Here is a 24,206-nt window from a genome sequence, read left to right on the forward strand (position 1 = left end):
ATACATCGCGTTATGGTGTGTCACGTGGCTGCCGGCCCGCCGACCCGTACGCCGAAAACCGCACGTGACAGGCGCACGCGAAAAACAGCGGGCGGATCCGGGCGCCCATACCTAGCCTTTACCCTTCCGACGAATTCCCGACGACGTGGAGACCCGCATGCCAGGCGCCATCTATGCCGAAGGCCTGGTGAAGACCTTCGGCGACGTAAGGGCATTGGACGGCGTAGACCTCGATGTCCCCGAGGGCACGGTCCTCGGCCTCCTGGGGCCGAACGGCGCCGGCAAGACGACGACGGTCCGCTGCCTGACCACCCTGCTCCAGCCCGACAGCGGCCGGGCGGTCGTCGCGGGCGTCGACGTGCTCAAGCACCCCGACACCGTGCGCCGCTCCATCGGCCTGTCCGGCCAGTTCGCGGCGGTCGACGAATACCTGACCGGCCGGGAGAACCTGCAGATGGTCGGCCGGCTCTACCAGATGAGGGCCAAGGCGGCCCGGCAGCGCGCGACCGAGCTGCTCGAGCAGTTCCACCTCGCGGACGCCGCCGACCGCCCCGCCAAGACCTACTCCGGCGGCATGCGCCGCCGCCTCGACCTCGCCGCCGCCCTCGTGGTCTCCCCACCCGTGATGTTCATGGACGAACCGACCACCGGCCTCGACCCCCGCAACCGCCAGCAGCTGTGGGAGGTCATCAAGCAGCTCGTCTCCGGCGGCACCACCCTCCTGCTCACCACGCAGTATCTGGAGGAGGCCGACCACCTCGCCCACGACATAGCGGTCGTCGACCACGGCCGCGTCATCGCCAAGGGCACCTCCGACCAGCTCAAGGCCCGCACCGGCGGCGAGCGCGTCGAGGTCGTGGTGCACGAGCGCGAGCACATCGCCACCGCCGCCGAGGTCCTGCGCGGCTTCGGCAAGGGCGAGACCACGGTCGAGGAGCACACCCGCAAGCTCACCGTCCCCGTCACCGGTGGCGCCAAGCTGCTCGCCGAGGTCATCCGCGAGCTGGACACCCGAGGCATCGAGATGGACGACATCGGACTGCGCCGCCCCACCCTCGACGACGTCTTCCTGTCCCTGACCGGTCACGTGGCCGAGGCGGAGACCGGCGAGCAGAACCCCAAGGAGACCGCGAAATGAGCGCCGCAACCGACACCGCCCGCATCGCGGCGCCCGGCAACCCCGTCGGCCGGTCCATCCGGGACTCGATGATCGTCGCCAAACGCAACTTGATCAGAATGACCCGGATCCCCGAGATGGTGATCTTCGGGCTCATCCAGCCCATCATGTTCGTGGTGCTGTTCACCTACGTCTTCGGCGGCTCCATGAAGATCGGCGGCAGCACCAGCGCGGTCGACTACAAGAACTTCCTGATGGCCGGCATCTTCGCGCAGACCGTCACCTTCGCCACCGCCAGCTCCGGCGCCGGCATCGCCGACGACATGCACAAGGGCCTCATCGACCGCTTCCGCTCGCTGCCCATGGCGCGCGGCGCGGTGCTGACCGGGCGGACCCTCGCCGACCTGGTCCAGACGGCCCTCACCCTGCTCGTCCTCGCCGTCGTCGCGCTGCTGGTCGGCTGGCGGGTGGGGACCTACGAGGACACCAACGCCGGCAAGGTCCTCGCCGCGTTCGGCCTGCTGCTCCTGCTCGGGTACGCGTTCACCTGGATCGGCGCCCTGATCGGCCTCTCCGTGCGCACTCCCGAGGCGGCCACCTCGGGCGGGCTGATCTGGCTCTTCCCGGTGACGTTCATCTCCAACGCGTTCGTGGACACCAGCAACATGACGCCCTGGCTGCGCCACATCGCGGAGTGGAACCCGTTCAGCGCCACCGTCCAGGCCGCCCGCGTGCTGTTCGGCAACCCGGGCCAGTCCACCTCACAGGCCTGGCCCATGCAGCACCCGGCCCTGGCCTCGCTGCTCTACTCGCTGCTGATCATCGTCATGTTCCGCACGCTGGCGGTGCGCAAGTACCGCTCGGCGACCGCGTGAGGGCATGAGGAAGCCCCCGGCGTCACGCTGGTGCGGACGCCGGGGGCCCGAGGTCGATCCGGGGCGGCGGGATCAGCCCGAGTACGGCTCGGCCTTCAGGATCCGCACCGAGGCCTTCTTGCCGTTCGGCAGCTCGTACTCCGCGTCCTCGCCGACCTTGTGGCCGATGACGCCGGCGCCGAGCGGGGACTGCGGCGAGTAGGTCTCGACGTCGGCGCTCGCGTACTCGCGGGAGGCGAGCAGGAAGGTCAGGGTGTCGTCCTCGTCGCCGTCGAAGGCGATCGTGACGACCATGCCCGGCGCGACGGCACCGTCTGCGGAGGCCGGGGCCTCGCCCACCTTGGCGTTCTCCAGGAGCTGGGTGAGCTGGCGCACACGCAGCTCCTGCTTGCCCTGCTCCTCCTTGGCCGCGTGGTACCCGCCGTTCTCACGCAGGTCGCCCTCCTCGCGCGCGGCCGCGATCTTGGCGGCGATCTCCGTGCGCGCAGGACCAGTAAGGTACTCAAGCTCGTCCTTGAGCTTGTTGTACGCCTCCTGGGTCAGCCAGGTGACGTTCTCGCTGGTCTGGGTCACAGGGTGCTCCTCGTCGGTACTGGGAATACAAAAGCATCGCCCTACCCAGAAGAATGTTCCTCCTTGGATGGGCGAAACCACGAGCCTAACAATTCAATGGCCGCAAGGGGAGGACATAAGCCACCAGAATCACATCGACGCAGGTCACGCCGGACGGATTGCGGGTGAACGATCAGTCGGCGTGACAGCCGAGCAGCTCTGCCGTGGTGCCCCTGGCCGTCGTGCGCAGCGTGACGACCTTGTCGATGCTCGAGGCCGGACCGGTGAAGCGGAAGTCCGCCCGGCCCACCTCTGTGCCGTCCGCCGCCTGCGAGCGCAGCGTGCAGTAGCCGGAGGCGCCGGCGTCCTTGTTGACCTCCAGATGCACCTTCACCGCGTCGTCGGACGCCTGGAAGGTGATCACCTGGGCGCTGATCTCGTTCTGCACCACGTAGTGGTAGGCGAAGTAGCCGACCAGCGCGAGCAGCAGCGCGCCCAGCACCGATCCGGCGATCTTGAGCTTCCGGTCGGCACGCTCGTCCGAGGAACGGCCGTAGCGGCCCTCGGGCAGCCGCGTGCTCGCCGTACTCATGATCGTCCTCTCCGCGGAATTATTCGCCCCCCGATTCCGTCACTATAGAAGCCTCCCGCCCGCCACCCGACCACCGCCCCTCAACGACGTCCCTGCGGGACGGCACCTTTGGATTGCACCCGAAGACACGGGGCGCCGACTTACGAGGATTGAGTCTTGACTGACCAGCTGCGACTGATGGCCGTCCACGCGCACCCCGACGACGAGTCGAGCAAAGGCGCGGCCACCATGGCGAAGTACGTGTCCGAAGGGGTGGACGTGCTGGTGGTGACCTGCACCGGCGGAGAGCGCGGTTCCATCCTCAACCCCAAGCTCCAGGGCGACGCGTACATCGAGGAGCACATCCACGAGGTGCGCAAGAAGGAGATGGACGAGGCCCGGGAGATCCTCGGCGTCCGGCAGGAGTGGCTCGGCTTCGTCGACTCCGGCCTGCCCGAGGGCGACCCGCTGCCCCCGCTGCCCGAGGGCTGCTTCGCCCTGGAGGACGTCGACAAGGCGGCCGGCGAGCTGGTGCGGCAAATCCGCGCGTTCCGCCCGCAGGTGATCACCACCTACGACGAGAACGGCGGCTACCCGCACCCCGACCACATCATGACCCACAAGATCTCGATGGTGGCGTTCGACGGCGCGGCGGACGCCGAGAAGTACCCGGAGGCGGAGTTCGGGCCCGCGTACCAGCCGCTGAAGCTGTACTACAACCAGGGCTTCAACCGCCCCCGCACCGAGGCGCTGCACCAGGCGATGCTCGCCCGCGGCCTGGAGTCGCCCTACGGCGACTGGCTCAAGCGGTGGAAGGAGTTCGAGCGCAAGGAGCGGACGCTGACCACGCATGTCCCGTGCGCCGACTTCTTCGAGATCCGGGACAAGGCGCTGATCGCGCACGCCACGCAGATCGACCCCGACGGCGGCTGGTTCAGGGTGCCGATGGACCTCCAGAAGGAGGTCTGGCCGACGGAGGAGTACGAGCTGGCGAAGTCCCTCGTCGACACCTCCCTCCCCGAGGACGACCTCTTCGCGGGCATCCGGGACAATGCCTGATATGAGCGCAAGCGTGAGCCTGGCAGTGACACACCTCGTCCCCCTCGCCAAGGAGGTCGACGAGAACAAGGTCACCCCCGGCGTCCTCGGCTTCATCGTGTTCGCGGTGATGGCTCTGGCCGTGTGGGGCCTGATGAAGTCGATGAGCAAGCACATGCAGAAGGTCGACTTCAAGGAGGCGCCCTCCGGGGAGGACGCCGCCGAGGGATCCGGCAACGGCAAGACCTCCGGCCACGTCGAGTCCCAGCAGGGCTGAACCAGGGGCTGCCCCGGGGGCAGTCCGCCCCCGGACCCGGCGCCCCCGGCGGGCCGTCTAGTCGTGCGCCGGTACCGCCACCCCCATCACCTCGCGGGCGTGGCGGTCCGGGGTCATGCGCAGAGGCCAGGCCTGCCAGCCCGTTTCCAGCTGGATGCCGCGTTCCAGGAGCAGGGCGTAGGCCGAGAGGCAGTCGTCCAGTTTCTCGTCGCGCAGGGGATGGCCGGTCCGGGACAGCTGGGCCAGTTCCTCCTGGGCGACCGCGGTGCCGACCTCGACGCCGCCCGGCGCCGCGTACGGCAGCAGGGTGCAGCGCAGGAAGCGGGCCCAGTCCTCGCCGCGGCGGTCGCCGTAGGACGTGAACAGGGCGAGCGCCTCGTCGCACAGGGCGAGGGCCTGCGGGAGCCGGGCGTTGCCCGCGTCCACGACCGCCAGCTCCAGGCAGGTCCAGGCCTCGCCGTGGGCGACGCCGATGCGCTGGAAGTCGGCACGGGCGTCGACCAGCAGCTGACGGGCGAAGCCGGAGTTGCGCAGCGACCCGGTCTGCGCGGCCCGCTGGTCACGGGTGACCCGCGCCGAGTGGTGCCGGGCGCAGGCGAGGCCGTAGACGTCCCGCATCCGGGAGAACATCTGCCGTGAGCGCTCCAGCTCCCGCACCGCCCGGTCCAGCTCGCCGGTCTCCTCCAGCGCCTGCCCGAGGTAGTACAGCGTCCACGCCTCGCCGCGCGCGTCCTCGTTCTCCCGGTGCCGGGCCGCCGCCCGGCGCAGGCCCTCCACCGCCGGCGAGGGGTCGCCGTCGACCAGCCGCGCCCGGGCCAGCTGGGTCAGTGCCCAGGCCTCCCCGCGGGCGTCGTGCGTCCGGCCGTACCGCTCCAGGGCGGCCCGCAGCTCCGTCTCCGCGCGCGGTACGTCCCCCATGCGCAGCGCAAGCTGGCCGAGGTGGAAGTGCGCCCACGCCTCGCCGTGCACCGAGCCGCCCTCGCGGTGCAGCACCAGGGAGCGGGTGAGCAGGTCCAGCGCCTCCGCCAGGCGGGCCCGGTCGCGCTGCACCGCCGCCAGCGCGTGCATGGTCCAGGCGCGGTCGGTGGCCAGCTCCGGGGCGGCCTGCAGGTCCAGTGACTCCTGGAGCCGGGCGGCGGCCTCGGTGAGGTTGCCCTGGTGGTGCAGGGTGATCCCGAGGGAGGTCAGGGCGCGGGCGGCACCGGCGTCGTGATGGGCCTCCCGGTAGAGGTCGACGACGGAGGCGAGGGTGGCGCGCGCCTTGTCCAGCTCGCCCAGCTGGCGGGCCGCGATACCGGTGCGCCACTGCACCGAGCGCACCAGCAGTCCCTGGTCCACGGAATGGGCCAGCTCGCTGATCTCGCCGAGACGGTAGAGGTCGCCGCGCAGCAGGCAGTAGTCGCACAGCGCGCCGAGCAGGTTCAGCACGGCCGCCTGGTTCACGCCCTCGGCGTGGCGCAGGGCGGCCGTGATGAAGCTGGACTCGTCGTCCAGCCAGCGCAGCGCCTCGTCCAGCGAGGTGAAGCCGTGCGAGCCGAACCGGTCCGAGCGCGTCGACATGTTGCCGTCGACCAGCCGCAGCACCGAGTCGGCCAGCTCCGCGTAGTTCACGATCAGCCGTTCCTGCGCGGCGGTGCGCTCGGCCGGGTCCTCCTCGTCCAGCAGCCGGGCCTGGGCGAAGGCGCGCACCACGTCGTGCAGCCGGTAGCGGTTGCCGCGCACATGGTCGAGCAGCCCGGCCCGGGCGAGGGCGGTCAGCCGGCGTGTCGCCTCCGCCTCGTCCGTGGCCAGCAGGGCGGCGGCCGCCGCCGCGCCCAGCGACGCCCGGCCGGCCAGCGCGAGCCGGCGCAGCAGCCGGCGGGTGGTCTCCGGCTGGTCGGTGTAGCGCAGCCACAGCGCGCGCTCCACCGGCTCCACCGGGCCGTAGGCGGCGAGCTCCGTGGCCAGCTGCCGGGGTGAGCGCGGGCCGAGCGCGGAGCCCGCGACGCGCAGCGCCAGCGGCAGCCCGCCGCACAGCTCCCGGACCCGGTCGGCGGACTCGGCGTCGTACGGCCCCGCGGCGTCCTCCGCGGCCGCGCCCAGCAGCTCCTCGGCGCCCGCCGCGTCGAGGGCCCGGACGGGGAGGTGGTGCACCCAGGCCGCGAGGTCCGCGGGCAGCTCCAGGGCGGTACGGACGGTGACCAGGACCAGGCTGTCGGAGTGCTCCGGCACCAGGGCGCGCACCTGCTCGGGGTCCGAGGCGTCGTCCAGCACGATCGTGACCGGCAGACCGGTCAGATGCCGGTGGTACAGCTCGCCGAGCCGCTTGACCTGTTGGTCGGGGGAGGAGCGCTCGCGGAACAGCAGCTGCTCGCGGGGTGCGCCGAGCCGGTTGAGCAGGTGCAGCAGGGCATCCCGGGTGGGCAGCGGCGGCTCCTCCCGGCTGCCGCCGCGCAGATCCACGACCACCGCTCCGCGGAAGTGGTCCCGCAGGTCGTGCGCCGCGCGGACCGCGAGCGTCGAGCGGCCCGAGCCGGGCTCGCCGTGCAGCACGACCACCGTCGGCCGGGTCTCCGTGGCCGCCCGGGCCGCCTGCGCCCACTGTCTGATCCGCGCCAGCTCCTGGCGGCGCCCCGCGAACGGGCCGGCCGGCTCGGGGAGCTGGCCGAAGGACTGCTCCAGCACCGTGCGCCGGCGGGCCGCCGCGCTCTTGTCCGCGCCGCGCAGAACCGGGCCGGCGGCCTTCTTCGGGCCCGTGGAGGCGCTGATGACCCGCTGCTGGTCGAGGAAGGGGCGGATGCCGCGCACCTCCAGCGCGGTCAGCCACTGCAGCCGCAGCTGCTCAGGGCCGCCGGGCTGGCCGGCTGCACCGGCGCGGTGGTGGGCGGCGGGCAGATGGGCGCCGGCCACCTTCACCACCGTCGCGGCGGCACCCACCACGCCCACGGCGACACCCGCGCCGACGGCCGTGCCGGTGCCGGTCCCGAGGGACAGGTCGGCCACGGCGGCGGCCACCGCGGCGACCGCGGCCACCAGGAGCGCCGTACCGGCACCCTCCCGGGCGTAGCGCTGGCCGAAGGTGAGGCGGCCGGCCTCGGTCTCGTCGAGCGCGCGCGTGTAGGCCTCGTACTCCTCGGCGGCCGTGCGCGCCATGGTGTCCAGCGCGTCCCGCGCCCGCGTCAGCAGCACCTGTCCGTCGGTCCGCCCGCCGGAGCGCCGTACCTCCTCCTCCACGGCCCGCACCAGCAGCCGCTCGGCCTCCGCCCGATGGCCGTCCCGCATGTCCCGTCCCCCTCCGGCAACAACTCCTTTGCCCATGAGTGTCCTTGGGGGGAGCCGGGTTGGCGAGAGGGTGTCGATCAGCGGCCGGCGGCGATGCGCCGGGACAGGGCGAGGAACACGCACGCTCCCGCGAGAGCGCCCTCCGCCACCGCGCAGCCCACGGCCTCGGCGAGTTGGGCGCCGGACGGCGCGGTCGTTATGTCGAACCAGGCGTCCAGCACGGCCACGGACGCCGTCGCCGACGCCGTGAGGCGGGCTCGGGGATCGCCGCGCAGGCCCAGTAGGGCGGTGGCGGCGCAGCCCGTGGCCATGAGGACGTCGAGGCCGATCCAGGCCAGCGACCAGTGCCGCACCTCCGTACTGCCCGGGAGGGTCCGGGCCAGCACGATCATCCAGGGCACGAGCAGCACGGAAGCGGTGCCGAGCACGATGAGCGTCCAGCGGGTCCAGCGACTCCAGCGCGTCCGGCGTTCCATCACCCAGGCCCCCTCGGTCCGTCCACGGTCCCGTTCGGTCATCGGCTGTACGGCTACCACCCTAGACTGCAGAGAAACGTCTGCAAAGAAAATTCGGCGAACCTCGGGGACGTCTCGGGGTCGCCAGGGTTACCGTGACGGCATGACCGACGGCATGTCCGAGATGACCAGCCTTGAGCGCACCGCCCTCTACAAGTCCCTCGGCAACCCCCTGCGCCGCCGGATCCTCGACTACCTCGGCCGGCACGGCGAGGCGAACTCCACCGTCCTCGCCCGCGAGCTCGGCGAGAGCTCCGGCACCACCAGCTACCACCTGCGCAAACTCGCCGAGCAGCGGCTCATCGAGGAGATCCCCGAGAAGTCGGGCGGCCGGGAGCGCTGGTGGCGCGCCCTGCCCTTCAGCCACACCACCCCCGACCCGGCCGGCATGTCCCCCGAGGAGTACGCGGCCGCCGCCCGGCTCGCCCACCTCAAGATCGAGGTCGACACCGCCCTCTTCCGCCGCGCCCACCAGGAGTACCGCGGCCCCGAGGGCTGGGCCCAGGTCCAGCGCCACGGAACCTGGATGACCAGGGAGGAACTCCTCGCCTTCCTGCGGGAGTACCACGCCCTGCTCGACCGCTACGGCCACGCCCGCGACGAGGCCCCCGAGGGGGCACGCCCGGTGTCGCTGCGTTTCTACGCGGTGCCGGAGCCCGTGGGAGAGTGGAACGGTGAACCGACTGGCCCATGAGACGTCCCCGTACCTCCTCCAGCACGCCGAGAACCCCGTCGACTGGTGGCCGTGGTCGGCCGAGGCCTTCGACCGGGCCCGCGCGGCGGACAAGCCCGTACTGCTGAGCGTCGGATATTCGAGCTGTCACTGGTGCCACGTCATGGCTTCCGAATCCTTCGAGGACCAGGCCACCGCCGACTACCTCAACGAGCACTTCGTCAGCATCAAGGTCGACCGCGAGGAGCGCCCCGACGTCGACGCCGTCTACATGGAGGCCGTGCAGGCGGCCACCGGGCAGGGCGGCTGGCCCATGACCGTGTTCCTGACCCCGGACGCGGAGCCCTTCTACTTCGGGACGTACTTCCCGCCGCGTCCCCGGCACGGCATGCCCTCCTTCCGGCAGGTGCTGGAGGGGGTCCGGCACGCCTGGGCGGACCGGCGGGACGAGGTCGGGGAGGTCGCCGGGAAGATCGTCCGGGACCTCGCCCAGCGGGAGATCGGCTACCACGGCGCCCAGAGCCCGGGGGAGCAGGAGCTCGCGCAGGCGCTGCTCGGCCTCACCCGGGAATACGACGCGCAGCGCGGCGGATTCGGCGGTGCCCCCAAGTTCCCGCCGTCCATGGCGCTGGAGTTCCTGCTGCGCCACCACGCCCGCACCGGCGCCGAGGGCGCCCTGCAGATGGCCCGGGACACGTGCGAGCGGATGGCCCGGGGCGGCATCTACGACCAGCTCGGCGGCGGGTTCGCCCGGTACTCCGTCGACCGGGACTGGGTCGTGCCGCACTTCGAGAAGATGCTGTACGACAACGCCCTGCTGTGCCGGGTGTACGCCCACCTGTGGCGGGCCACCGGGTCGGACCTCGCGCGCCGGGTCGCGCTGGAGACCGCCGACTTCATGGTGCGGGAACTGCGGACCGCCGAGGGCGGGTTCGCCTCCGCGCTCGACGCCGACAGTGACGACGGGGCGGGCCGGCACGTCGAGGGGGCGTACTACGTGTGGAGCCCCGAGCAGCTCCGCGAGACCCTCGGGGAGCAGGACGCCGCCCTCGCCGCCCAGTACTTCGGCGTGACCGAGGAGGGCACCTTCGAGCACGGCCGGTCGGTGTTGCAACTGCCCCAGCAGGACGAGGTGTTCGACGCCGAACGGATCGCGTCCGTCAAGGCCCGGCTGTTCGAGAGGCGGGCGCGGCGGGCCGCGCCCGGGCGGGACGACAAGGTCGTCGCCGCCTGGAACGGGCTCGTGATCGCAGCACTCGCCGAAACCGGCGCCTACTTCGGCCGCCCGGACCTGGTCGAGGCCGCCGTCGGCGCCGCCGACCTGCTCGTACGGGTGCACCTCGACGAGCACGCCCGACTCGCCCGGACCAGCCGGGACGGCCGGGTCGGGCCCAACGCGGGCGTGCTGGAGGACTACGCCGACGTCGCCGAGGGCTTCCTCGCGCTCGCGTCCGTCACCGGCGAGGGCGTGTGGCTGGACTTCGCCGGGCTGCTGCTCGACCACGTGCTGACCCGCTTCACCGACCCCGCCACCGGCGCCCTGTACGACACCGCCGCCGACGCCGAGCAGCTCATCCGGCGCCCCCAGGACCCCACCGACAACGCCACCCCCTCCGGCTGGACGGCGGCGGCCGGCGCGCTGCTGGGCTACGCCGCGCACACCGGCTCCGAGGTCCACCGGAGCGCCGCCGAGCGGGCGTTGGGCGTGGTCAAGGCGCTCGGGCCGCGCGTGCCCCGGTTCATCGGCTGGGGGCTGGCGGTCGCCGAGGCGCTGCTCGACGGGCCCAAGGAGGTCGCGGTCGTCGGGCCGTCCCTCGGTGAGGAGCGGACAACCGCCCTGCACCGTACGGCACTTCTGGGCACCGCCCCCGGCGCGGTCGTCGCCGTGGGGACTCCGGACAGTGACGAGTTCCCGCTCCTCGCAGACCGCCCGCTCGTCGGCGGCGATGCGGCGGCGTACGTCTGCCGCAACTTCACCTGTGACGCGCCGACGACGGATCCGGAACGGCTGGGCGCGGCGGTCCAGGCCCGCTGAGCAGCGTGAACAGGCGGGAGAACGGAGTCCCGAAGAGGGCAAATATGAGCAGCTGTTCGGTTTGATCCCGTTACCCGCACCCCGTTCCGAAACAAGCTATTTATAAGAACAGGTCTCGTACTTCACAGATCCCCCCTAGTCTCTGCACAGCGGCGCGCCACGGTGACACACCGTCGCGCGCACAGGGGGTAATGGGGATCTGGGGGGATCTTTTTGCTGACGTCTGTCTTCATCGCTGCCGTTTCACTGGCCCTGTTCTGGATGGCGGCTTTCACCCTGTGGTGGCAGATGCACGCCTGGCGCACGCCCGAGGTGCTGGCCTCCACCAGGTTCAGCAGACCGGACGGCGACGAACACGTCTCGTTCTCACTGCTGTTGCCGGCCCGGCACGAGCAGGCCGTGCTCGACCACACCATCCAGCGGCTGCTGGAGTCCACGCACACCGACTTCGAGATCATCGTGATCGTCGGGCACGACGACCCGGAGACCACGGCGGTGGCCGAGCGGGCCGCCGAACGGGACCGGCGGGTGCGGGTCGTCGTCGACACCCACGAGAAGAAGAACAAGCCGAAGGCCATGAACACCGCGCTGCCGCACTGCCGCGGCGCCGTCGTCGGAGTCTTCGACGCCGAGGACCAGGTCCATCCCGAGCTGCTCGCCCACGTCGACCACGCGTTCCGCACGACGGACGCGGACGTCGTGCAGGGCGGGGTCCAGCTCATCAACTTCCACTCGAGCTGGTACAGCCTGCGCAACTGCCTGGAGTACTTCTTCTGGTTCCGCTCGCGGCTGCACCTGCACGCGCAGAAGGGGTTCATCCCGCTCGGCGGCAACACCGTCTTCGTACGGACCGACGTCCTCAGGGAAGCGGGCGGCTGGGACCCCAACTGCCTTGCCGAGGACTGCGACCTGGGCGTGCGCCTGTCCAGCGTGGGCAAGAAGGTCGTCGTCGCCTACGACTCCGACATGGTCACCCGGGAGGAGACCCCGGGCTCGCTGATGTCGCTGCTGAAGCAGCGCACCCGCTGGAACCAGGGATTCCTGCAGGTCTACCGGAAGAAGGACTGGCGGCAACTGCCCGCCCTGCGGCAGCGGCTGCTGGCCCGGTACACGCTGATGACCCCGTTCCTGCAGGCCTTCTCCGGCGTGATCATCCCGCTCAACGCGGCCGTCGCGCTGTTCCTGGACGTGCCGGTGGGGGTCGCCTTCCTCACCTTCCTGCCGCTGGTCACCGCCGCCGTCACCTTCGTCTTCGAGGTGGTCGGACTGCACGACTTCGGCAAGCAGTACGGGCTGCGGGTCCGCTTCGTCCACTACGCCAAACTCATCGTGGGCGGCCCGTTCTACCAGGTCCTCCTCGCCGGGGCCGCGATCCGCGCCGTGTGGCGCGAGCAACGCGGCCGCAACGACTGGGAGCTGACCACGCACGTCGGCGCGCACCTCGCCGCGGCCGAGCCGATCCGAGAGGACGTTCCCGCGTGACCTCGACCCTTCCCGCGGCGACCGCAGCGAAGGTCCCCGCGCAACGCCCGCCTGTGCCGCAAGCCGGTCCGACCGGCCCCACGAGGCCCCCGGAGCGGCTCCGCTCGTCCCGCCCCGACCTGCTGCTGTGCGGGGTCCTGCTGGTGGCGATCCTGGCCGTCCAGGGCTGGAACATCGCCGACTACCCGACGCTCAGCGACGACGAGGGCACCTACCTCGCCCAGGCCTGGGCCGTCCAGCAGGGCCGGGGCCTGGCCCACTACACCTACTGGTACGACCATCCGCCGTTCGGCTGGCTCCAGATAGCCGTGCTGAGCTGGATCCCCTCGGCGGTCAGCCCCGGGTCGATGACCGTGGGCACCATGCGGCTCGTGATGCTGGGAATCGGCGCCGTCAGCGCGGTCCTCGTCTACGTCCTCGGGCGCCGGCTCTCCCTGCCGCGCTGGGCCGCCGGGCTCGGCATGGCCCTGTTCGGGCTCTCGCCGCTGGCGGTCGTCCTCAGCCGGGAGATCTTCCTCGACAACATCGCCGTGATGTGGCTGCTGCTGGCGTTCTGCCTGGCCGCCTCCCCGAGCCGGCACCTGTGGCACCACTTCGGCGCGGGCCTCGCGGCGGCGGCGGGCGTGCTCACCAAGGAGACGATGCTCGTCGTCCTGCCCGCCCTGTTCGTCACCATGTGGCGGCACAGCCACCGCGACACCCGCAAGTTCGCCCTCACCGGAGCCGTCACCGCCTGCGCCCTGATCGGCTTCTCCTACCCGCTGTTCGCCCTGCTGAAGGGCGAGTTGTTCCCCGGCGCCGGGCACGTCTCGCTGTGGGACGGCATCACCTACCAGATGTCCCGGCCCGGCTCGGGCTTCGTCCTGGACACCTCCTCCGGCTCCTACGGCGTCCTGCACTCCTGGCTCTACTACGACACGGTGCTGCCCCTCGGCGGCCTCGCCGGAGCCCTGCTGCTGCTCCTGACCTGGCGCTGGTCGGTCACCGCCCGCGCGCTCGCCGGACCGGCCCTGACCGTCGCGATCCTGGCCGCCGTGGCCCTGCGACCGAACGGCTATCTGCCCGCCATGTACGTCATCGGGGCACTGCCCTTCCTCGCCCTGGTCCTGGCCGGCGGCGCCGCCTCCGTCACGCGGGCGGTCCTGCACAGGTGGCGCACGCAGAGCGAGCGCCGGTACGTCACCGCCGGACGGTACGCGCTCGCGGCCGTCCTCGCCCTCGCCGCCGGCGCCTACGTCGTACCGCACTGGTACGACGGCGACCGCACCGCCGTCACCGCCGACGCCAACCGGCCCTACCGGCAGGCCTCGGCCTGGCTCGGCAGCGAGGTCGCGGACCCCGGGCGCACCCGGGTCCTGGTGGACGACGCCCTGTGGCTGGACCTCGTGCACGCCGGGTACCGTCCCGGGCTCGGAGCCATCTGGTTCTACAAGGCGGATCTCGACCCGGCCGTCAGCAAGACCTTGCCCCACGGCTGGCGTGACGTCGACTATGTCGTCGCCTCGCCGACCGTCCGCCGCGACGCCAAGGACCTGCCCACCGTGAAGGCCGCCATCCAGCACTCCACCCCGGTCGCCGCCTTCGGCAGCGGCCCGGACCGCATCGAGATCCGGCAGGTCCGTGCCGCGGGAGGCGCCCGGTGACCGAGTACACCGCTCCCGTCCCCGGCCTCGAGGCCGTCGAAGTCCCGGAACCCGGGGCCGTCACCATCGTCGTCCCGACGTTCAACGAGTCGGCGAACGTCCGGCAGTTGCTGCACCGGATCACCGAGTCGGTGCCCGCCCGGCTGCCCTGCGAGGTCCTCTTCGTGGACGACTCCACCGACGACACCCCCGAGGTGATCCGCGAGGCCGCCAAGGACTGCCCGTTCCCGGTGGCCGTGCTGCACCGCGAGGAGCCGGTGGGCGGGCTCGGCGGGGCGGTCGTGGAGGGGCTGAGGGCGGCGGCCTCGGAGTGGGTCGTCGTCATGGACGGCGACTGCCAGCACCCGCCGTCCCTGGTGCCGGAGCTGGTGGCCACCGGCGAGCGGGCGAACGCCGGGCTCGTCGTCGCCTCCCGGTACATCAAGGGCGGCAGCCGGGCCGGTCTCGCCGGCAGCTACCGGGTGGCCGTCTCACGCGGCGCGACCTGGCTCACCAAGGCCCTCTTCCCGCGCCGCCTGCACGGCATCAGCGACCCGATGAGCGGCTTCTTCGCCATTCGGCGCAGCGCCGTCACCGCCGATGTCCTGAAACCCCTGGGCTACAAGATCCTGCTGGAGCTGGCGGTGCGCAGCCGTCCCCGGCAGGTCGCCGAGGTGCCGTTCGTCTTCCAGGACCGGTTCGCCGGCGAGTCCAAGTCGACCGCGCAGGAGGGCTTCCGCTTCCTGCGCCACCTGGCCGGGCTGCGCACCGCCTCCCCGCTCGCGCGCATGGTCGGCTTCGGGCTGATCGGGGCGAGCGGCTTCGTGCCCAACCTGCTCGGCCTCTACGTCCTCACGGTCCTCGGGATGCACTACGTGCCCGCCGAGATCCTCGCCAACCAGGTGGGCGTCGCCTGGAACTTCCTGCTCATCGAGCAGCTGCTGTTCCGCGACCGGCGCGCGCACCGCCGCTGGTGGGACCGCCTGGGCCGGTTCGCGGTGCTGGCCAACGCCGACCTGGTGCTGCGCATTCCGCTGATCGCCCTCTTCGTGGACCGGTTCGGCATGGGCGCGCTGCCCGCCACCGCACTCGCCCTGGTCCTGACCTTCGTCCTCCGCTTCGCCGGAACCGAAGCGCTGGTGTATCTCCCGCGCCGCCGCCGCGGGAACCGTACGACCTCAAGGAGAGCCGTGTGAACATACGCCGCAGACGGGTCGCGCTGGTCGGGGTCGGGGCCCTGACCGCCGGTCTGCTTCTGACCGCCCCCGAGCCGGCCCAGGCCGCCAACCTGGTGAAGAACCCGGGGTTCGAGACCGCGGGCACCGGTGACATGCCGTACTGCTGGGAGAAGTCCGGCTGGGGCGACAACGACTTCAGCTTCGCCACCGTGCCGGACGCGCACTCCGGGACCAAGGCCATGCAGGTCACGCTGACCCGGCGCACCGAGGGCGACCGCAAGGCGCTGATCACCGAGTCCACCGACTGCGCGCCGGTGGTGAGCGTCGGCAAGCAGTACGACCTCGGGCTCTGGTACAAGACCACGACACCGGACGCCAACGTCACCCTCTTCCGGCACGACGCCACCGCCGGCTGGCAGTACTGGACCGACCTCAAGACGCTGGACATGGCGTCGGCGTGGACACGGGCGACCGTGCGCACCCCGGAGGTCCCGGTGGGCACCGACCGCATCACCTGGGGCGTCTCCGTGTACGGCACGGGGTCGGCGACCACCGACGACTACACCATGGAGCAGGTCCCGGACACCGTCCCGCCCGCCCAGTGCACCGGCACGAACGACCAGTGCGCGAACGGCAGTTGGTCGGTGATGGCGACGCAGAACCCGGTCCGCTCCATGCACTCCGTCGTGCTGAAGAACGGCAAGGTGCTGCTGATCGCCGGGTCCGGCAACAGCGAGGAGCAGTTCAACGCGGGGACCTTCACCTCCGCGGTGTACGACCCGGCGAAGGGCACCTACAAGGTCATCCCCACACCCAAGGACATGTTCTGCGCCGGGCACGTTCAGCTGCAGGACGGGCGGGTGCTGGTGATGAGCGGCAACAAGGCGTACCCGGTCGCCGGCGGCCACGGGTACGAGGGGTTCAAGGACTCGTACATCTTCGACCCGAAGACCGAGACCTACAGCAAGACCAACGACCTGAACGACGGCCACTGGTATCCGTCGGCGACCGAGCTGGGCAACGGTGACGTCATCACCTTCGGCGGGCTGCGCGAGGACTCCACCGGGTCGGTGACGGCGGAGAAGTTCAGTTACGCGCAGAACAAGTGGCTGCCGCTGTCGCAGGTCAACCAGACCTGGTCCTACTGGGGTCTGTACCCGGCGATGATCCTGATGCAGGACGGCCGGCTCTTCTACACGGGCAGCCATGTCTTCGGCAACAACATCCCCGGCACCGGCTCGGCGATCTACGACTACGGCGCCAACACCATCACGCAGATCCCCGGCCTGCAGAACAAGGACGAGCGGGACCAGTCGGCGAGCGTGCTGCTGCCCCCGGCGCAGGACCAGCGGGTGCTGACGATCGGCGGCGGCAACATCGACTCCAACCCGGACGCCAACCGCCTGACCGACCTGATCGACCTGAAGCAGGCGAACCCGGGGTACGTCGCCGGGCCGCCGATCCCGCAGGGCACGGTCGACCTCGGGGGCGGCAAGGTCGCGGAGACCGGCAACCAGGGCAAGATGTACGTCTCCGCCGTCCTGCTGCCCGACGGCAAGGTGCTGGAGACCGGTGGCGCCCTGCACAACCGGGCCAACCCGGTGTACGAGTCCTCGATCTACGACCCCGGCACCAACACCTTCGACCCCGTGGCCGCCGACCCGCAGTCCCGCGGCTACCACTCCTCGGCGTTCCTGCTGCCCGACGGGCGGGTGATGGCCACCGGCGACAACCCGGGCAACGGCACCTGGAACCACAACGTGTCGATCTACACCCCGCCCTACCTGTACCGGGGCACGCGTCCGGCGATCACCTCGGTGATCAGCCAGGAGTGGAAGTACGGCGACACGCAGCGGATCACCGTGGACCGGCCGATCGCCAAGGCCGAGCTGATCCGCCCGGCGGCGGTCACCCACTCCTCGGACCCCAACCAGCGGTTCGTGGATCTTCCGCTGACCGTCGACGGCACCAACGTCGACCTCAACGTGACGAACAACCCGAACATCGCGCCGCCCGGCTGGTACATGCTGTTCGCGGTGGATGCGAGCGGGGTGCCGTCGGTGGCCAAGTGGGTGCACCTGACGGGCCCGGCGGCCCTGAGCGCCTCCGCCGCCTCGCCGCACGTGCACGCTTTCGCCGACTCCCTGCAGGGCAAGGTCTCCGGGCCCGGCAAGAAGCGGGCCGCGCAGAAGGTCAGCCCGACGATCTCCGGCTGCGACCGCCACTACGGATCGATCAACGTGTGCGTGCCCACGGCGTTCCCGGAGCAGGTCAGGAGGACGACGGCCGCCCGCTGCACCTGGCTGAAGCGGAACCACTACGGCCGCCTGAAGGTGAACGGCGCCGACGACCCGCTCGGCCTGGACCCGAACCGGGACGGCACCGCCTGCGGGAAGGGAGACGTGAGCCGGCGCTAGCCGCGCTCGGAGTACCCGGTCAGGGCGCGCTTCACGATGGCCTCGAGCTGGTCGTGGTGCGCGCCCTTCCAGTAGGCGCGGCCGCAGGCCGTGCACTGGGCGAAGACGTCGTACGAGCGCTGGGTGCCGTGTTTGAGCTGGTCGGCGACCTCCTCCTTGGTGGCTTGGCGGAGCAGGCCGTTGCAGGCCGTGCAGCGGGTCCAGGGCTGGAGGTCGGGGGCGAAGCGGTCGAGGACGTCCTGGAGCTGGTCGTCGGGCCGGGTGCTGTAGATGAAAGCGCCCGCCCACAGCTCGCGGCGGCGCAGCAGCCCGCGGTCGCGGCTCAGCATCACCCGCTTCTCGGCCGCCGAGCGCGAGGCGAGCGCCGGGTCGCCGATGTCGGTCGACTCGTACGCCGTGTCCACGCCGAGCAGCCGCAGCCGGCGGGCCAGCGTGCCGAGGTGGACGTCGAGGAGGAAGCGGAGGGGAGCGCCGGGCACCTGCTGGGGGCGTTCGACCGCCCGCACCGCGACATGCTCGCCCGCCGCCGGGAGGTGGGACGGCGACACCGTACGGCCGTCGACGACCAGCGTGCCCACCTCGGTGAGCGGGATCCCGAGGGACTCGATCACATGGCCGAGCGTGGAGACGCCGTCCGTGGGCAGGGCAATCGCTCCGGCACGCCGGGCGGGTGGCACGAACACCTGCAGGCCGGGCGCGACTTCGACAAGGATCTCGGGACCGTTCACCCGGTCAGGATGGCACGGACGGTGCCCCGCGCCTCAGCGGTTTTCGTGGGGGAGGCCGTGCTCCATGACGTCCAGCGCCCGGTGCATGAGGTCCCTCAGGTCGCCCGCGAAGTCGTTCTCCGCCCAGTACAGGGTGACCTCCATCAGGCCGCCGACGAGGGCCATGGCGGCGACCCGCACGTCCAGGCCGTCCGGGTCGCGGCCGGTGCGGTCCGCGAGGGCCCGGCGGAGCAGGCGCCCGGTCTCCGACATGCTCTCGAACATCCGCGAGCGGACGGCGGGCACCTGCGCACACAGGTGCGCCCGCAGCCGGAGCACCTCGGGGTCCTGCCGCTCGCTCACCTCGAGCGCCTTGCCCAGCACGTACCGGACGGAGTCCAGCCACGTCTCGTCCCCGGGCCGGGCGCGCAGCTCCTCCAGCAGGAGCGGGTCGTGCTCGTCGGTGAGGACGATGTCCTCCTTGGCCGGGAAGTACCGGAAGACGGTGGACGGCGACACCTCGGCCCGGTCGGCGATCTGCTCGATCGTCGTGGCGTCGTATCCCTGCTCCTTGACCAGCGCGTACGTCGCGGAGCGGATCGCCTCACGGGTCTTGATCTTCTTGCGCTCCCGCAGCCCGGGCCGGGGCCGGTCGGCGGGCGGGTAGGGGGATCGTGCGGCCGTCATGCGCGTCATTGTCCGCCATCGGCCACCGGCAACGGCCACGGCTCGTGAGCCGTGGCCGGAAAGGGAATGTCAGGTCCTCACGCGTGCTGGTACGCCACCAGGGAGATGCCGACGTAGTGGACGACGAACGCGGCGAGGGTCAGGGTGTGGAACACCTCGTGGAAGCCGAACCAGCGCGGTGAGGGGTTCGGGCGCTTGATGCCGTAGACCACGCCGCCCGCGCTGTAGAGCAGGCCGCCGACGATGACCAGGACCAGGACGGCGATGCCGCCGGTGCGCATGAAGTCGGGCAGGAAGAAGACGGCCGCCCAGCCCATGGCGATGTAGCAGGGCGTGTACAGCCAGCGTGGGGCGCCGACCCAGAACACCCGGAAGACGATGCCCGCCGCGGCCGCCGCCCAGATGCTCCACAGCAGCCACTGGCCCTTGGCGCCGGGCAGGAGCAGCAGGGTCAGCGGGGTGTAGGTGCCCGCGATGATCAGGAAGATGTTGGCGTGGTCGAGGCGGCGCAGGACGCCGTCCATCCGCGGGCTCCAGTTGCCCCGGTGGTAGAGCGCGCTCACTCCGAACAGCAGGCAGGCCGTCAGCACGTAGATGCCGCAGGCCACGCGGCCTCTGGTCGAGTCGGCCAGGGCGGTGAGCACCAGGCCGGCGACGAGGACGGCGGGGAACATGCCGAGGTGCAGCCAGCCGCGGAGCCGGGGTTTGACCGGATGCGGCAGGGAGAGCGCGACGGGCCCGCGGCCGGCGGCCGGCGTGTCCGTACGCGCGTCGGGGGCGGACGCAGTCATGACCCGCATGGTACCTACGGAAGCGTAAGTTACGGGTCAGTACAGCGACGGGCGGCCCGAGAGTGGCCATCGTCTCACGGCCCTGCCCGGGCCGGATGCAAAGAGTCTGCCAGGCGGACTCAAGATGCATGCAAACGGAACGTAAACCGTCCTGGAAAACCGTGGCCTTCGTCACGTCGCTCACCTGTGAGGTCCCCTGGACAGATGGGCACTCTCGTCGGAGGATCAAATGAGTGCGGTCGGCACCGGATGAGCAACAAGCAAGCATCCGGGTCGCAGCCCCCACGGGGCGGCAAGGACAAAATCCCTCATTTAGGAGCAACCGTGGCGCGCGACATCTCGGCTCCCACCAACCACCAGGAACTGATCTCGTGGGTCAACGAGATCGCCGAACTGACCCAGCCGGACAGCGTGGTCTGGTGCGACGGATCCGAGGCCGAGTACGAGCGGCTGTGCGAAGAGCTCGTCCAGAAGGGCACCTTCCGGAAACTCGACCCGATCAAGCGCCCCAACTCCTACTACGCGGCCTCGGACCCGTCCGACGTCGCCCGCGTCGAGGACCGGACGTTCATCTGCTCCGAGAAGGAGGAGGACGCCGGCCCCACCAACCACTGGAAGGCCCCCGCCGAGATGCGGGAGATCTTCTCCGGTGAGAAGGGCCTGTTCCGCGGCTCCATGAAGGGCCGCACGATGTACGTGGTCCCGTTCTGCATGGGCCCGCTCGGCTCCCCGCTGTCCGCGATCGGCGTGGAGATCACCGACTCCGCCTACGTCGCCGTCTCCATGCGCACCATGACCCGCATGGGACAGCCGGTTCTGGACGAGCTCGGCGACAGCGGCTTCTTCGTCAAGGCCGTCCACTCCCTCGGCGCCCCGCTGGAGCCGGGTCAGGAGGACGTGCCGTGGCCGTGCAACTCCACCAAGTACATCTCCCACTTCCCCGAGGACCGCGAGATCTGGTCCTACGGCTCCGGCTACGGCGGCAACGCCCTGCTCGGCAAGAAGTGCTACGCCCTGCGCATCGCCTCCGTCATGGCCCGCGACGAGGGCTGGCTGGCCGAGCACATGCTGATCCTCAAGCTCACCCCGCCCACCGGTGAGTCCAAGTACGTCGCCGCCGCCTTCCCGAGCGCCTGCGGCAAGACCAACCTCGCCATGCTGGAGCCGACCATCTCCGGCTGGACCGTGGAGACCATCGGCGACGACATCGCCTGGATGCGCTTCGGCGAGGACGGCCGGCTGTACGCGATCAACCCCGAGGCCGGGTTCTTCGGCGTCGCGCCCGGCACCGGTGAGCACACCAACGCCAACGCGATGAAGACGCTGTGGGGCAACTCGGTCTTCACCAACGTCGCCCTCACCGACGACGGCGACGTGTGGTGGGAGGGCATGACGGAGGAGACCCCGGCCCACCTGACCGACTGGAAGGGCAACGACTGGACGCCGGCGTCCGAGACCCCGGCCGCGCACCCCAACGCCCGCTTCACCACCCCCGCCGCGCAGTGCCCGATCATCGCGCCGGAGTGGGAGGACCCCAAGGGCGTGCCGATCTCGGCGATCCTCTTCGGCGGCCGCCGGGCCAGCGCGGTCCCGCTGGTGACGGAGTCCTTCGACTGGAACCACGGCGTCTTCCTCGGCGCCAACGTCGCCTCGGAGAAGACCGCCGCCGCCGAGGGCAAGGTCGGCGAGCTGCGTCGCGACCCCTTCGCCATGCTGCCGTTCTGCGGCTACAACATGGGCGACTACATGGGCCACTGGATCGAGGTCGGCAAGGACAAGGACGCCGCCAAGCTGCCGAAGATCTACTACGTCAACTGGTTCCGCAAGAACGACGAGGGCAAGTTCGTCTGGCCGGGCTTCGGCGAGAACTCCCGCGTCCTGAAGTGGATCGTGGAGCGCCTGGAGGGCAAGGCCGAGGGCGTCGAGACCCCGATCGGCATCCTGCCGACCAAGGAGGCCCTGGACACGAACGGCCTCGACCTGTCCGACGCGGACCTGGACTTCCTGCTCACCGTCGACAAGGAGGTCTGGCGCGAGGAGGCCGCCCTGGTCCCCGAGCACCTCAACACCTTCGGCGACCACACCCCGAAGGAGCTGTGGGACCAGTACCACGGCCTGGTGGAGCGCCTGGGCTGACAGCCCGCCGATGACTCCGCGGCCGGTCGCCGTGCCCTGACCAGCGATCGTCACGACCGGCCGCGGTGAGCGCGTCGAGGGCCCCGCACAAGGGCGTGCGGGGCCCTCGTCGTGCTTGGGGCCACGCCTCGTCGGGTACCCGGCTCGTCCCAGGTGTAGGAGGGATGAGCTCATGGCAGACGGCGGTGACTTCTACTCCGGCGACCGGCCGGAGAATCCGAAGCTGGCCGAGGACCGCCCCCGTGGCGGCGGCCCCGAGGACCGGCCCCGCACCGGTCACCGGCACGCGTGGATCTGGTGGCTCGTCCTGGCCGCGGTGATCCTGATTCTGTTCTTCGTCTTCATCTAGCCGGAGCGCGATCGCGGTCGCAGGAGACCGTGGCAGCGGCAGGGCGCCCGGTCCGCGCGACGCTACGGGTGCACGCGGACCGGGGCCGATCGTGGGGCCCCTCCAGGAGGGGTCAGTGCGTGCCGCTCAGTTCCTTCGGACCGGCGAGCGCGGCGGCGTGGGCGTCCATCCGCTCGGCCGCGAGGATCGCCGCCGCGGTGTCCGCCCGGGAGGCGGCGACCACCAGGGCGCGGCCGGCGAGGGCGTGCGCCCTGCGGTGCAGCGGCTCCGAGGCGCCGGAGGCGACCGGCGCGGCCCGCAGCGGAGCACGTCCGCCGCGCAGCCGGGTCACCTGCCCGGCGAGCCGCTCCGCGGCCGTGTCCAGGTCCTCGGACGGGGTCAGGGCGCGGAGATCGTCGGTGACGGCGAGCAGTGCGGCGAGGTGTCCGGAGAGCTGGATGTCCAGCTCCTCCTCGCGCGACCGGTGCGGAAAGTCGGAGGAAGCGCCGGCCATCGGGCTGTGGACCGACTTGGTGCGGATCGGTTCGTACATGGGGGACGGCCTCCTGTGCTCTGACAGGAAGCCATCCTAGCTTGGATTTCGTCTAAAGTTGAGTCGTGTCACGGACTGCGGTCCGCCGGTCTCCGTCCGCTACGCCCCGACGGGCGACCGCGGGCTACGGCTGCCCGTAGCCGTCGAGGAAGGTGCCGATCCGGGTGATCGCATCCCGCAGGTCACCGACCGTCGGCAGGGTCACCACCCGGAAGTGGTCCGGCTCGGGCCAGTTGAACCCGGTGCCCTGGACGACCATGATCTTCTCCTGGCGCAGCAGGTCCAGCACCATCTGCCGGTCGTCCCTGATCTTGAAGACCTGCGGGTCGAGCCGCGGGAAGAGATACAGCGCGCCCTTGGGCCGGACGCAGCTCACCCCCGGGATCTGGGTGAGCAGCTCGTACGCCGTGTCGACCTGTTCCTTCAGCCGCCCGCCCGGCAGCACCAGGTCATTGATCGACTGGCGCCCGCTGAGCGCGGCCACCACACCGTGCTGGCCCGGCATGTTGGCGCACAGGCGCATGTTGGCCAGGATCGTCAGGCCCTCGATGTAGGAGTCGGCGTGGGCGCGCGGACCGGAGATCGACATCCACCCCACCCGGTAGCCGGCCACCCGGTACGCCTTGGACATGCCGTTGAAGGTGAGGGTCAGCAGGTCGGGGGCGATCTTCGCGGTCGGGGTGTGCGTGGCGCCGTCGTAGAGGATCTTGTCGTAGATCTCGTCCGAGCAGACCAGCAGGTTGTGCCGGCGGGCGATGTCGGTGAGCCCCTTGAGCACGGCCTCGTCGTAGACGGCGCCCGTGGGGTTGTTCGGGTTGATGATGACGATCGCCTTGGTGCGGTCGGTCACCTTGCGCTCGACGTCGGCGAGGTCGGGCATCCAGTCGGACTGCTCGTCGCAGCGGTAGTGCACCGCCGTACCGCCCGACAGGGAGACGGCCGCCGTCCACAGCGGGTAGTCCGGCGCCGGGACGAGCACCTCGTCGCCGTCGTCCAGCAGCCCCTGCATGGCCATCACGATCAGCTCGGAGACGCCGTTGCCGATGAAGACGTGCTCGACGTCCGTCTCGATGCCGAGGGTCTGGTTGTGCATCACCACCGCGCGGCGGGCGGCCAGCAGGCCCTTGGCGTCGCCGTAGCCGTGCGCCGTGGAGACGTTGCGGAGGATGTCCTCGAGGATCTCCGGGGGGCACTCGAAGCCGAAGGCGGCGGGGTTGCCCGTGTTGAGCTTCAGGATGCGGTGACCCGCCGCCTCGAGGCGCATCGCCTCCTCGAGAACCGGACCGCGGATCTCGTAACAGACGTTGGCGAGCTTCGTCGACTGGATCACCTGCATGTCCGTGAGCTTACGGCCCGGTAACGGTTCCTGGCTCGTGTTATTCGCCACGTGA

At 71.0% G+C, this 24,206-nt stretch carries 21 protein-coding genes; 12 read left to right on the forward strand and 9 right to left on the reverse strand.

Annotated elements, in window-relative coordinates; genetic code table 11:
- The first annotated feature begins 157 nt into the window (after positions 1 to 157).
- Both ACZ404_RS22610 and ACZ404_RS22615 read left to right on the forward strand, forming a co-directional pair.
- Complete coding sequence (locus ACZ404_RS22610) at positions 158 to 1,138, forward strand: ATP-binding cassette domain-containing protein (RefSeq protein ID WP_468442573.1); 981 nt, start codon at positions 158 to 160, stop codon at positions 1,136 to 1,138.
- Complete coding sequence (locus ACZ404_RS22615; RefSeq protein WP_468442575.1) at positions 1,135 to 1,992, forward strand: ABC transporter permease; 858 nt, start codon at positions 1,135 to 1,137, stop codon at positions 1,990 to 1,992. Before ACZ404_RS22610 ends, ACZ404_RS22615 begins: the two co-directional genes overlap by 4 nt.
- 72 nt (positions 1,993 to 2,064) lie before the next feature.
- On the opposite strand, the gene greA is transcribed toward ACZ404_RS22615, so the two are convergent.
- Both greA and ACZ404_RS22625 read right to left on the reverse strand, forming a co-directional pair.
- Complete coding sequence (greA, locus tag ACZ404_RS22620) at positions 2,065 to 2,565, reverse strand: transcription elongation factor GreA (RefSeq protein WP_453173543.1); 501 nt, start codon at positions 2,563 to 2,565, stop codon at positions 2,065 to 2,067.
- A 172-nt stretch (positions 2,566 to 2,737) separates the two neighbouring features.
- A complete protein-coding gene (locus ACZ404_RS22625) occupies positions 2,738 to 3,136 on the reverse strand; it encodes a DUF4307 domain-containing protein (RefSeq protein ID WP_468442578.1) in 399 nt (132 codons plus the stop codon).
- A 156-nt stretch (positions 3,137 to 3,292) separates the two neighbouring features.
- Here ACZ404_RS22625 and mca point away from each other — a divergent pair, with 156 nt between their 5' ends.
- Both mca and ACZ404_RS22635 read left to right on the forward strand, forming a co-directional pair.
- Complete coding sequence (gene mca, locus ACZ404_RS22630; protein WP_468442580.1) at positions 3,293 to 4,174, forward strand: mycothiol conjugate amidase Mca; 882 nt, start codon at positions 3,293 to 3,295, stop codon at positions 4,172 to 4,174.
- Positions 4,167 to 4,430, forward strand: a complete 264-nt coding sequence (locus ACZ404_RS22635) for a hypothetical protein (RefSeq protein WP_468442582.1) — start codon at positions 4,167 to 4,169, stop codon at positions 4,428 to 4,430. Before mca ends, ACZ404_RS22635 begins: the two co-directional genes overlap by 8 nt.
- Positions 4,431 to 4,487: 57 nt before the next feature.
- Here ACZ404_RS22635 and ACZ404_RS22640 read toward each other — a convergent pair whose 3' ends face one another.
- On the reverse strand, positions 4,488 to 7,691 hold the full coding sequence (locus ACZ404_RS22640) for a tetratricopeptide repeat protein (protein WP_468442584.1): 3,204 nt from the start codon (positions 7,689 to 7,691) through the stop codon (positions 4,488 to 4,490).
- A gap of 77 nt (positions 7,692 to 7,768) precedes the next feature.
- Entirely contained in the window at positions 7,769 to 8,167 is a 399-nt protein-coding gene (locus ACZ404_RS22645) for a hypothetical protein (protein WP_468442586.1), read from the reverse strand.
- A gap of 142 nt (positions 8,168 to 8,309) precedes the next feature.
- Between ACZ404_RS22645 and ACZ404_RS22650 the strand changes: the two genes are divergently transcribed.
- The 6 genes from ACZ404_RS22650 to ACZ404_RS22675 all read left to right on the forward strand — a co-directional run bounded on the left by ACZ404_RS22650 (position 8,310) and on the right by ACZ404_RS22675 (position 17,613).
- Entirely contained in the window at positions 8,310 to 8,900 is a 591-nt protein-coding gene (locus tag ACZ404_RS22650) for an ArsR/SmtB family transcription factor (protein ID WP_468442588.1), read from the forward strand.
- Positions 8,881 to 10,914: a thioredoxin domain-containing protein gene (locus tag ACZ404_RS22655; RefSeq protein ID WP_468442590.1), complete on the forward strand. Its 2,034-nt coding sequence runs from the start codon at positions 8,881 to 8,883 to the stop codon at positions 10,912 to 10,914. Before ACZ404_RS22650 ends, ACZ404_RS22655 begins: the two co-directional genes overlap by 20 nt.
- Before the next feature lie 213 nt (positions 10,915 to 11,127).
- The gene (locus tag ACZ404_RS22660; protein ID WP_468442592.1) at positions 11,128 to 12,396 is read left to right on the forward strand and encodes a glycosyltransferase; all 1,269 of its coding nucleotides are present in this window, start codon (positions 11,128 to 11,130) and stop codon (positions 12,394 to 12,396) included.
- Positions 12,393 to 14,039: an ArnT family glycosyltransferase gene (locus ACZ404_RS22665; protein ID WP_468442594.1), complete on the forward strand. Its 1,647-nt coding sequence runs from the start codon at positions 12,393 to 12,395 to the stop codon at positions 14,037 to 14,039. The genes ACZ404_RS22660 and ACZ404_RS22665 overlap by 4 nt, the downstream gene beginning before the upstream one ends.
- On the forward strand, positions 14,036 to 15,214 hold the full coding sequence (locus ACZ404_RS22670) for a glycosyltransferase (RefSeq protein WP_468442596.1): 1,179 nt from the start codon (positions 14,036 to 14,038) through the stop codon (positions 15,212 to 15,214). Before ACZ404_RS22665 ends, ACZ404_RS22670 begins: the two co-directional genes overlap by 4 nt.
- Complete coding sequence (locus ACZ404_RS22675; protein ID WP_468442598.1) at positions 15,211 to 17,613, forward strand: galactose oxidase-like domain-containing protein; 2,403 nt, start codon at positions 15,211 to 15,213, stop codon at positions 17,611 to 17,613. The genes ACZ404_RS22670 and ACZ404_RS22675 overlap by 4 nt, the downstream gene beginning before the upstream one ends.
- Here ACZ404_RS22675 and ACZ404_RS22680 read toward each other — a convergent pair.
- The 3 genes from ACZ404_RS22680 to trhA form a co-directional block, all read right to left on the reverse strand.
- Positions 17,610 to 18,341: a Mut7-C RNAse domain-containing protein gene (locus ACZ404_RS22680; RefSeq protein ID WP_468442600.1), complete on the reverse strand. Its 732-nt coding sequence runs from the start codon at positions 18,339 to 18,341 to the stop codon at positions 17,610 to 17,612. The two genes, ACZ404_RS22675 and ACZ404_RS22680, sit on opposite strands and share 4 nt — an antisense overlap.
- Positions 18,342 to 18,374: 33 nt before the next feature.
- Positions 18,375 to 19,007 carry a TetR/AcrR family transcriptional regulator gene (locus ACZ404_RS22685; RefSeq protein ID WP_468442602.1) on the reverse strand — a complete coding sequence of 211 codons (633 nt, stop codon included), beginning with the start codon at positions 19,005 to 19,007 and terminating at the stop codon, positions 18,375 to 18,377.
- 77 nt (positions 19,008 to 19,084) lie between these two features.
- Positions 19,085 to 19,798, reverse strand: coding sequence for a PAQR family membrane homeostasis protein TrhA (gene trhA / locus ACZ404_RS22690; RefSeq protein ID WP_468442604.1), 714 nt, complete (start codon positions 19,796 to 19,798; stop codon positions 19,085 to 19,087).
- A 324-nt stretch (positions 19,799 to 20,122) separates the two neighbouring features.
- Here trhA and ACZ404_RS22695 point away from each other — a divergent pair, with 324 nt between their 5' ends.
- Both ACZ404_RS22695 and ACZ404_RS22700 read left to right on the forward strand, forming a co-directional pair.
- A complete protein-coding gene (locus tag ACZ404_RS22695) occupies positions 20,123 to 21,934 on the forward strand; it encodes a phosphoenolpyruvate carboxykinase (GTP) (protein ID WP_468442606.1) in 1,812 nt (603 codons plus the stop codon).
- 172 nt (positions 21,935 to 22,106) lie between these two features.
- Positions 22,107 to 22,283 carry a hypothetical protein gene (locus ACZ404_RS22700; protein WP_468442609.1) on the forward strand — a complete coding sequence of 59 codons (177 nt, stop codon included), beginning with the start codon at positions 22,107 to 22,109 and terminating at the stop codon, positions 22,281 to 22,283.
- A 112-nt stretch (positions 22,284 to 22,395) separates the two neighbouring features.
- Here the strand turns inward: ACZ404_RS22700 and ACZ404_RS22705 are convergent, their stop codons facing one another.
- Positions 22,396 to 22,815 (reverse strand): SCO4983 family protein, encoded by a 420-nt coding sequence (locus ACZ404_RS22705; protein ID WP_468442611.1) that lies wholly within the window; start codon positions 22,813 to 22,815, stop codon positions 22,396 to 22,398.
- Positions 22,816 to 22,939: 124 nt separating this feature from the next.
- Positions 22,940 to 24,151 (reverse strand): pyridoxal phosphate-dependent aminotransferase, encoded by a 1,212-nt coding sequence (locus ACZ404_RS22710; RefSeq protein ID WP_468442613.1) that lies wholly within the window; start codon positions 24,149 to 24,151, stop codon positions 22,940 to 22,942.
- Positions 24,152 to 24,206: the final 55 nt, after the last annotated feature.

This window comes from Streptomyces sp. NPDC030798 (assembly GCF_055572275.1).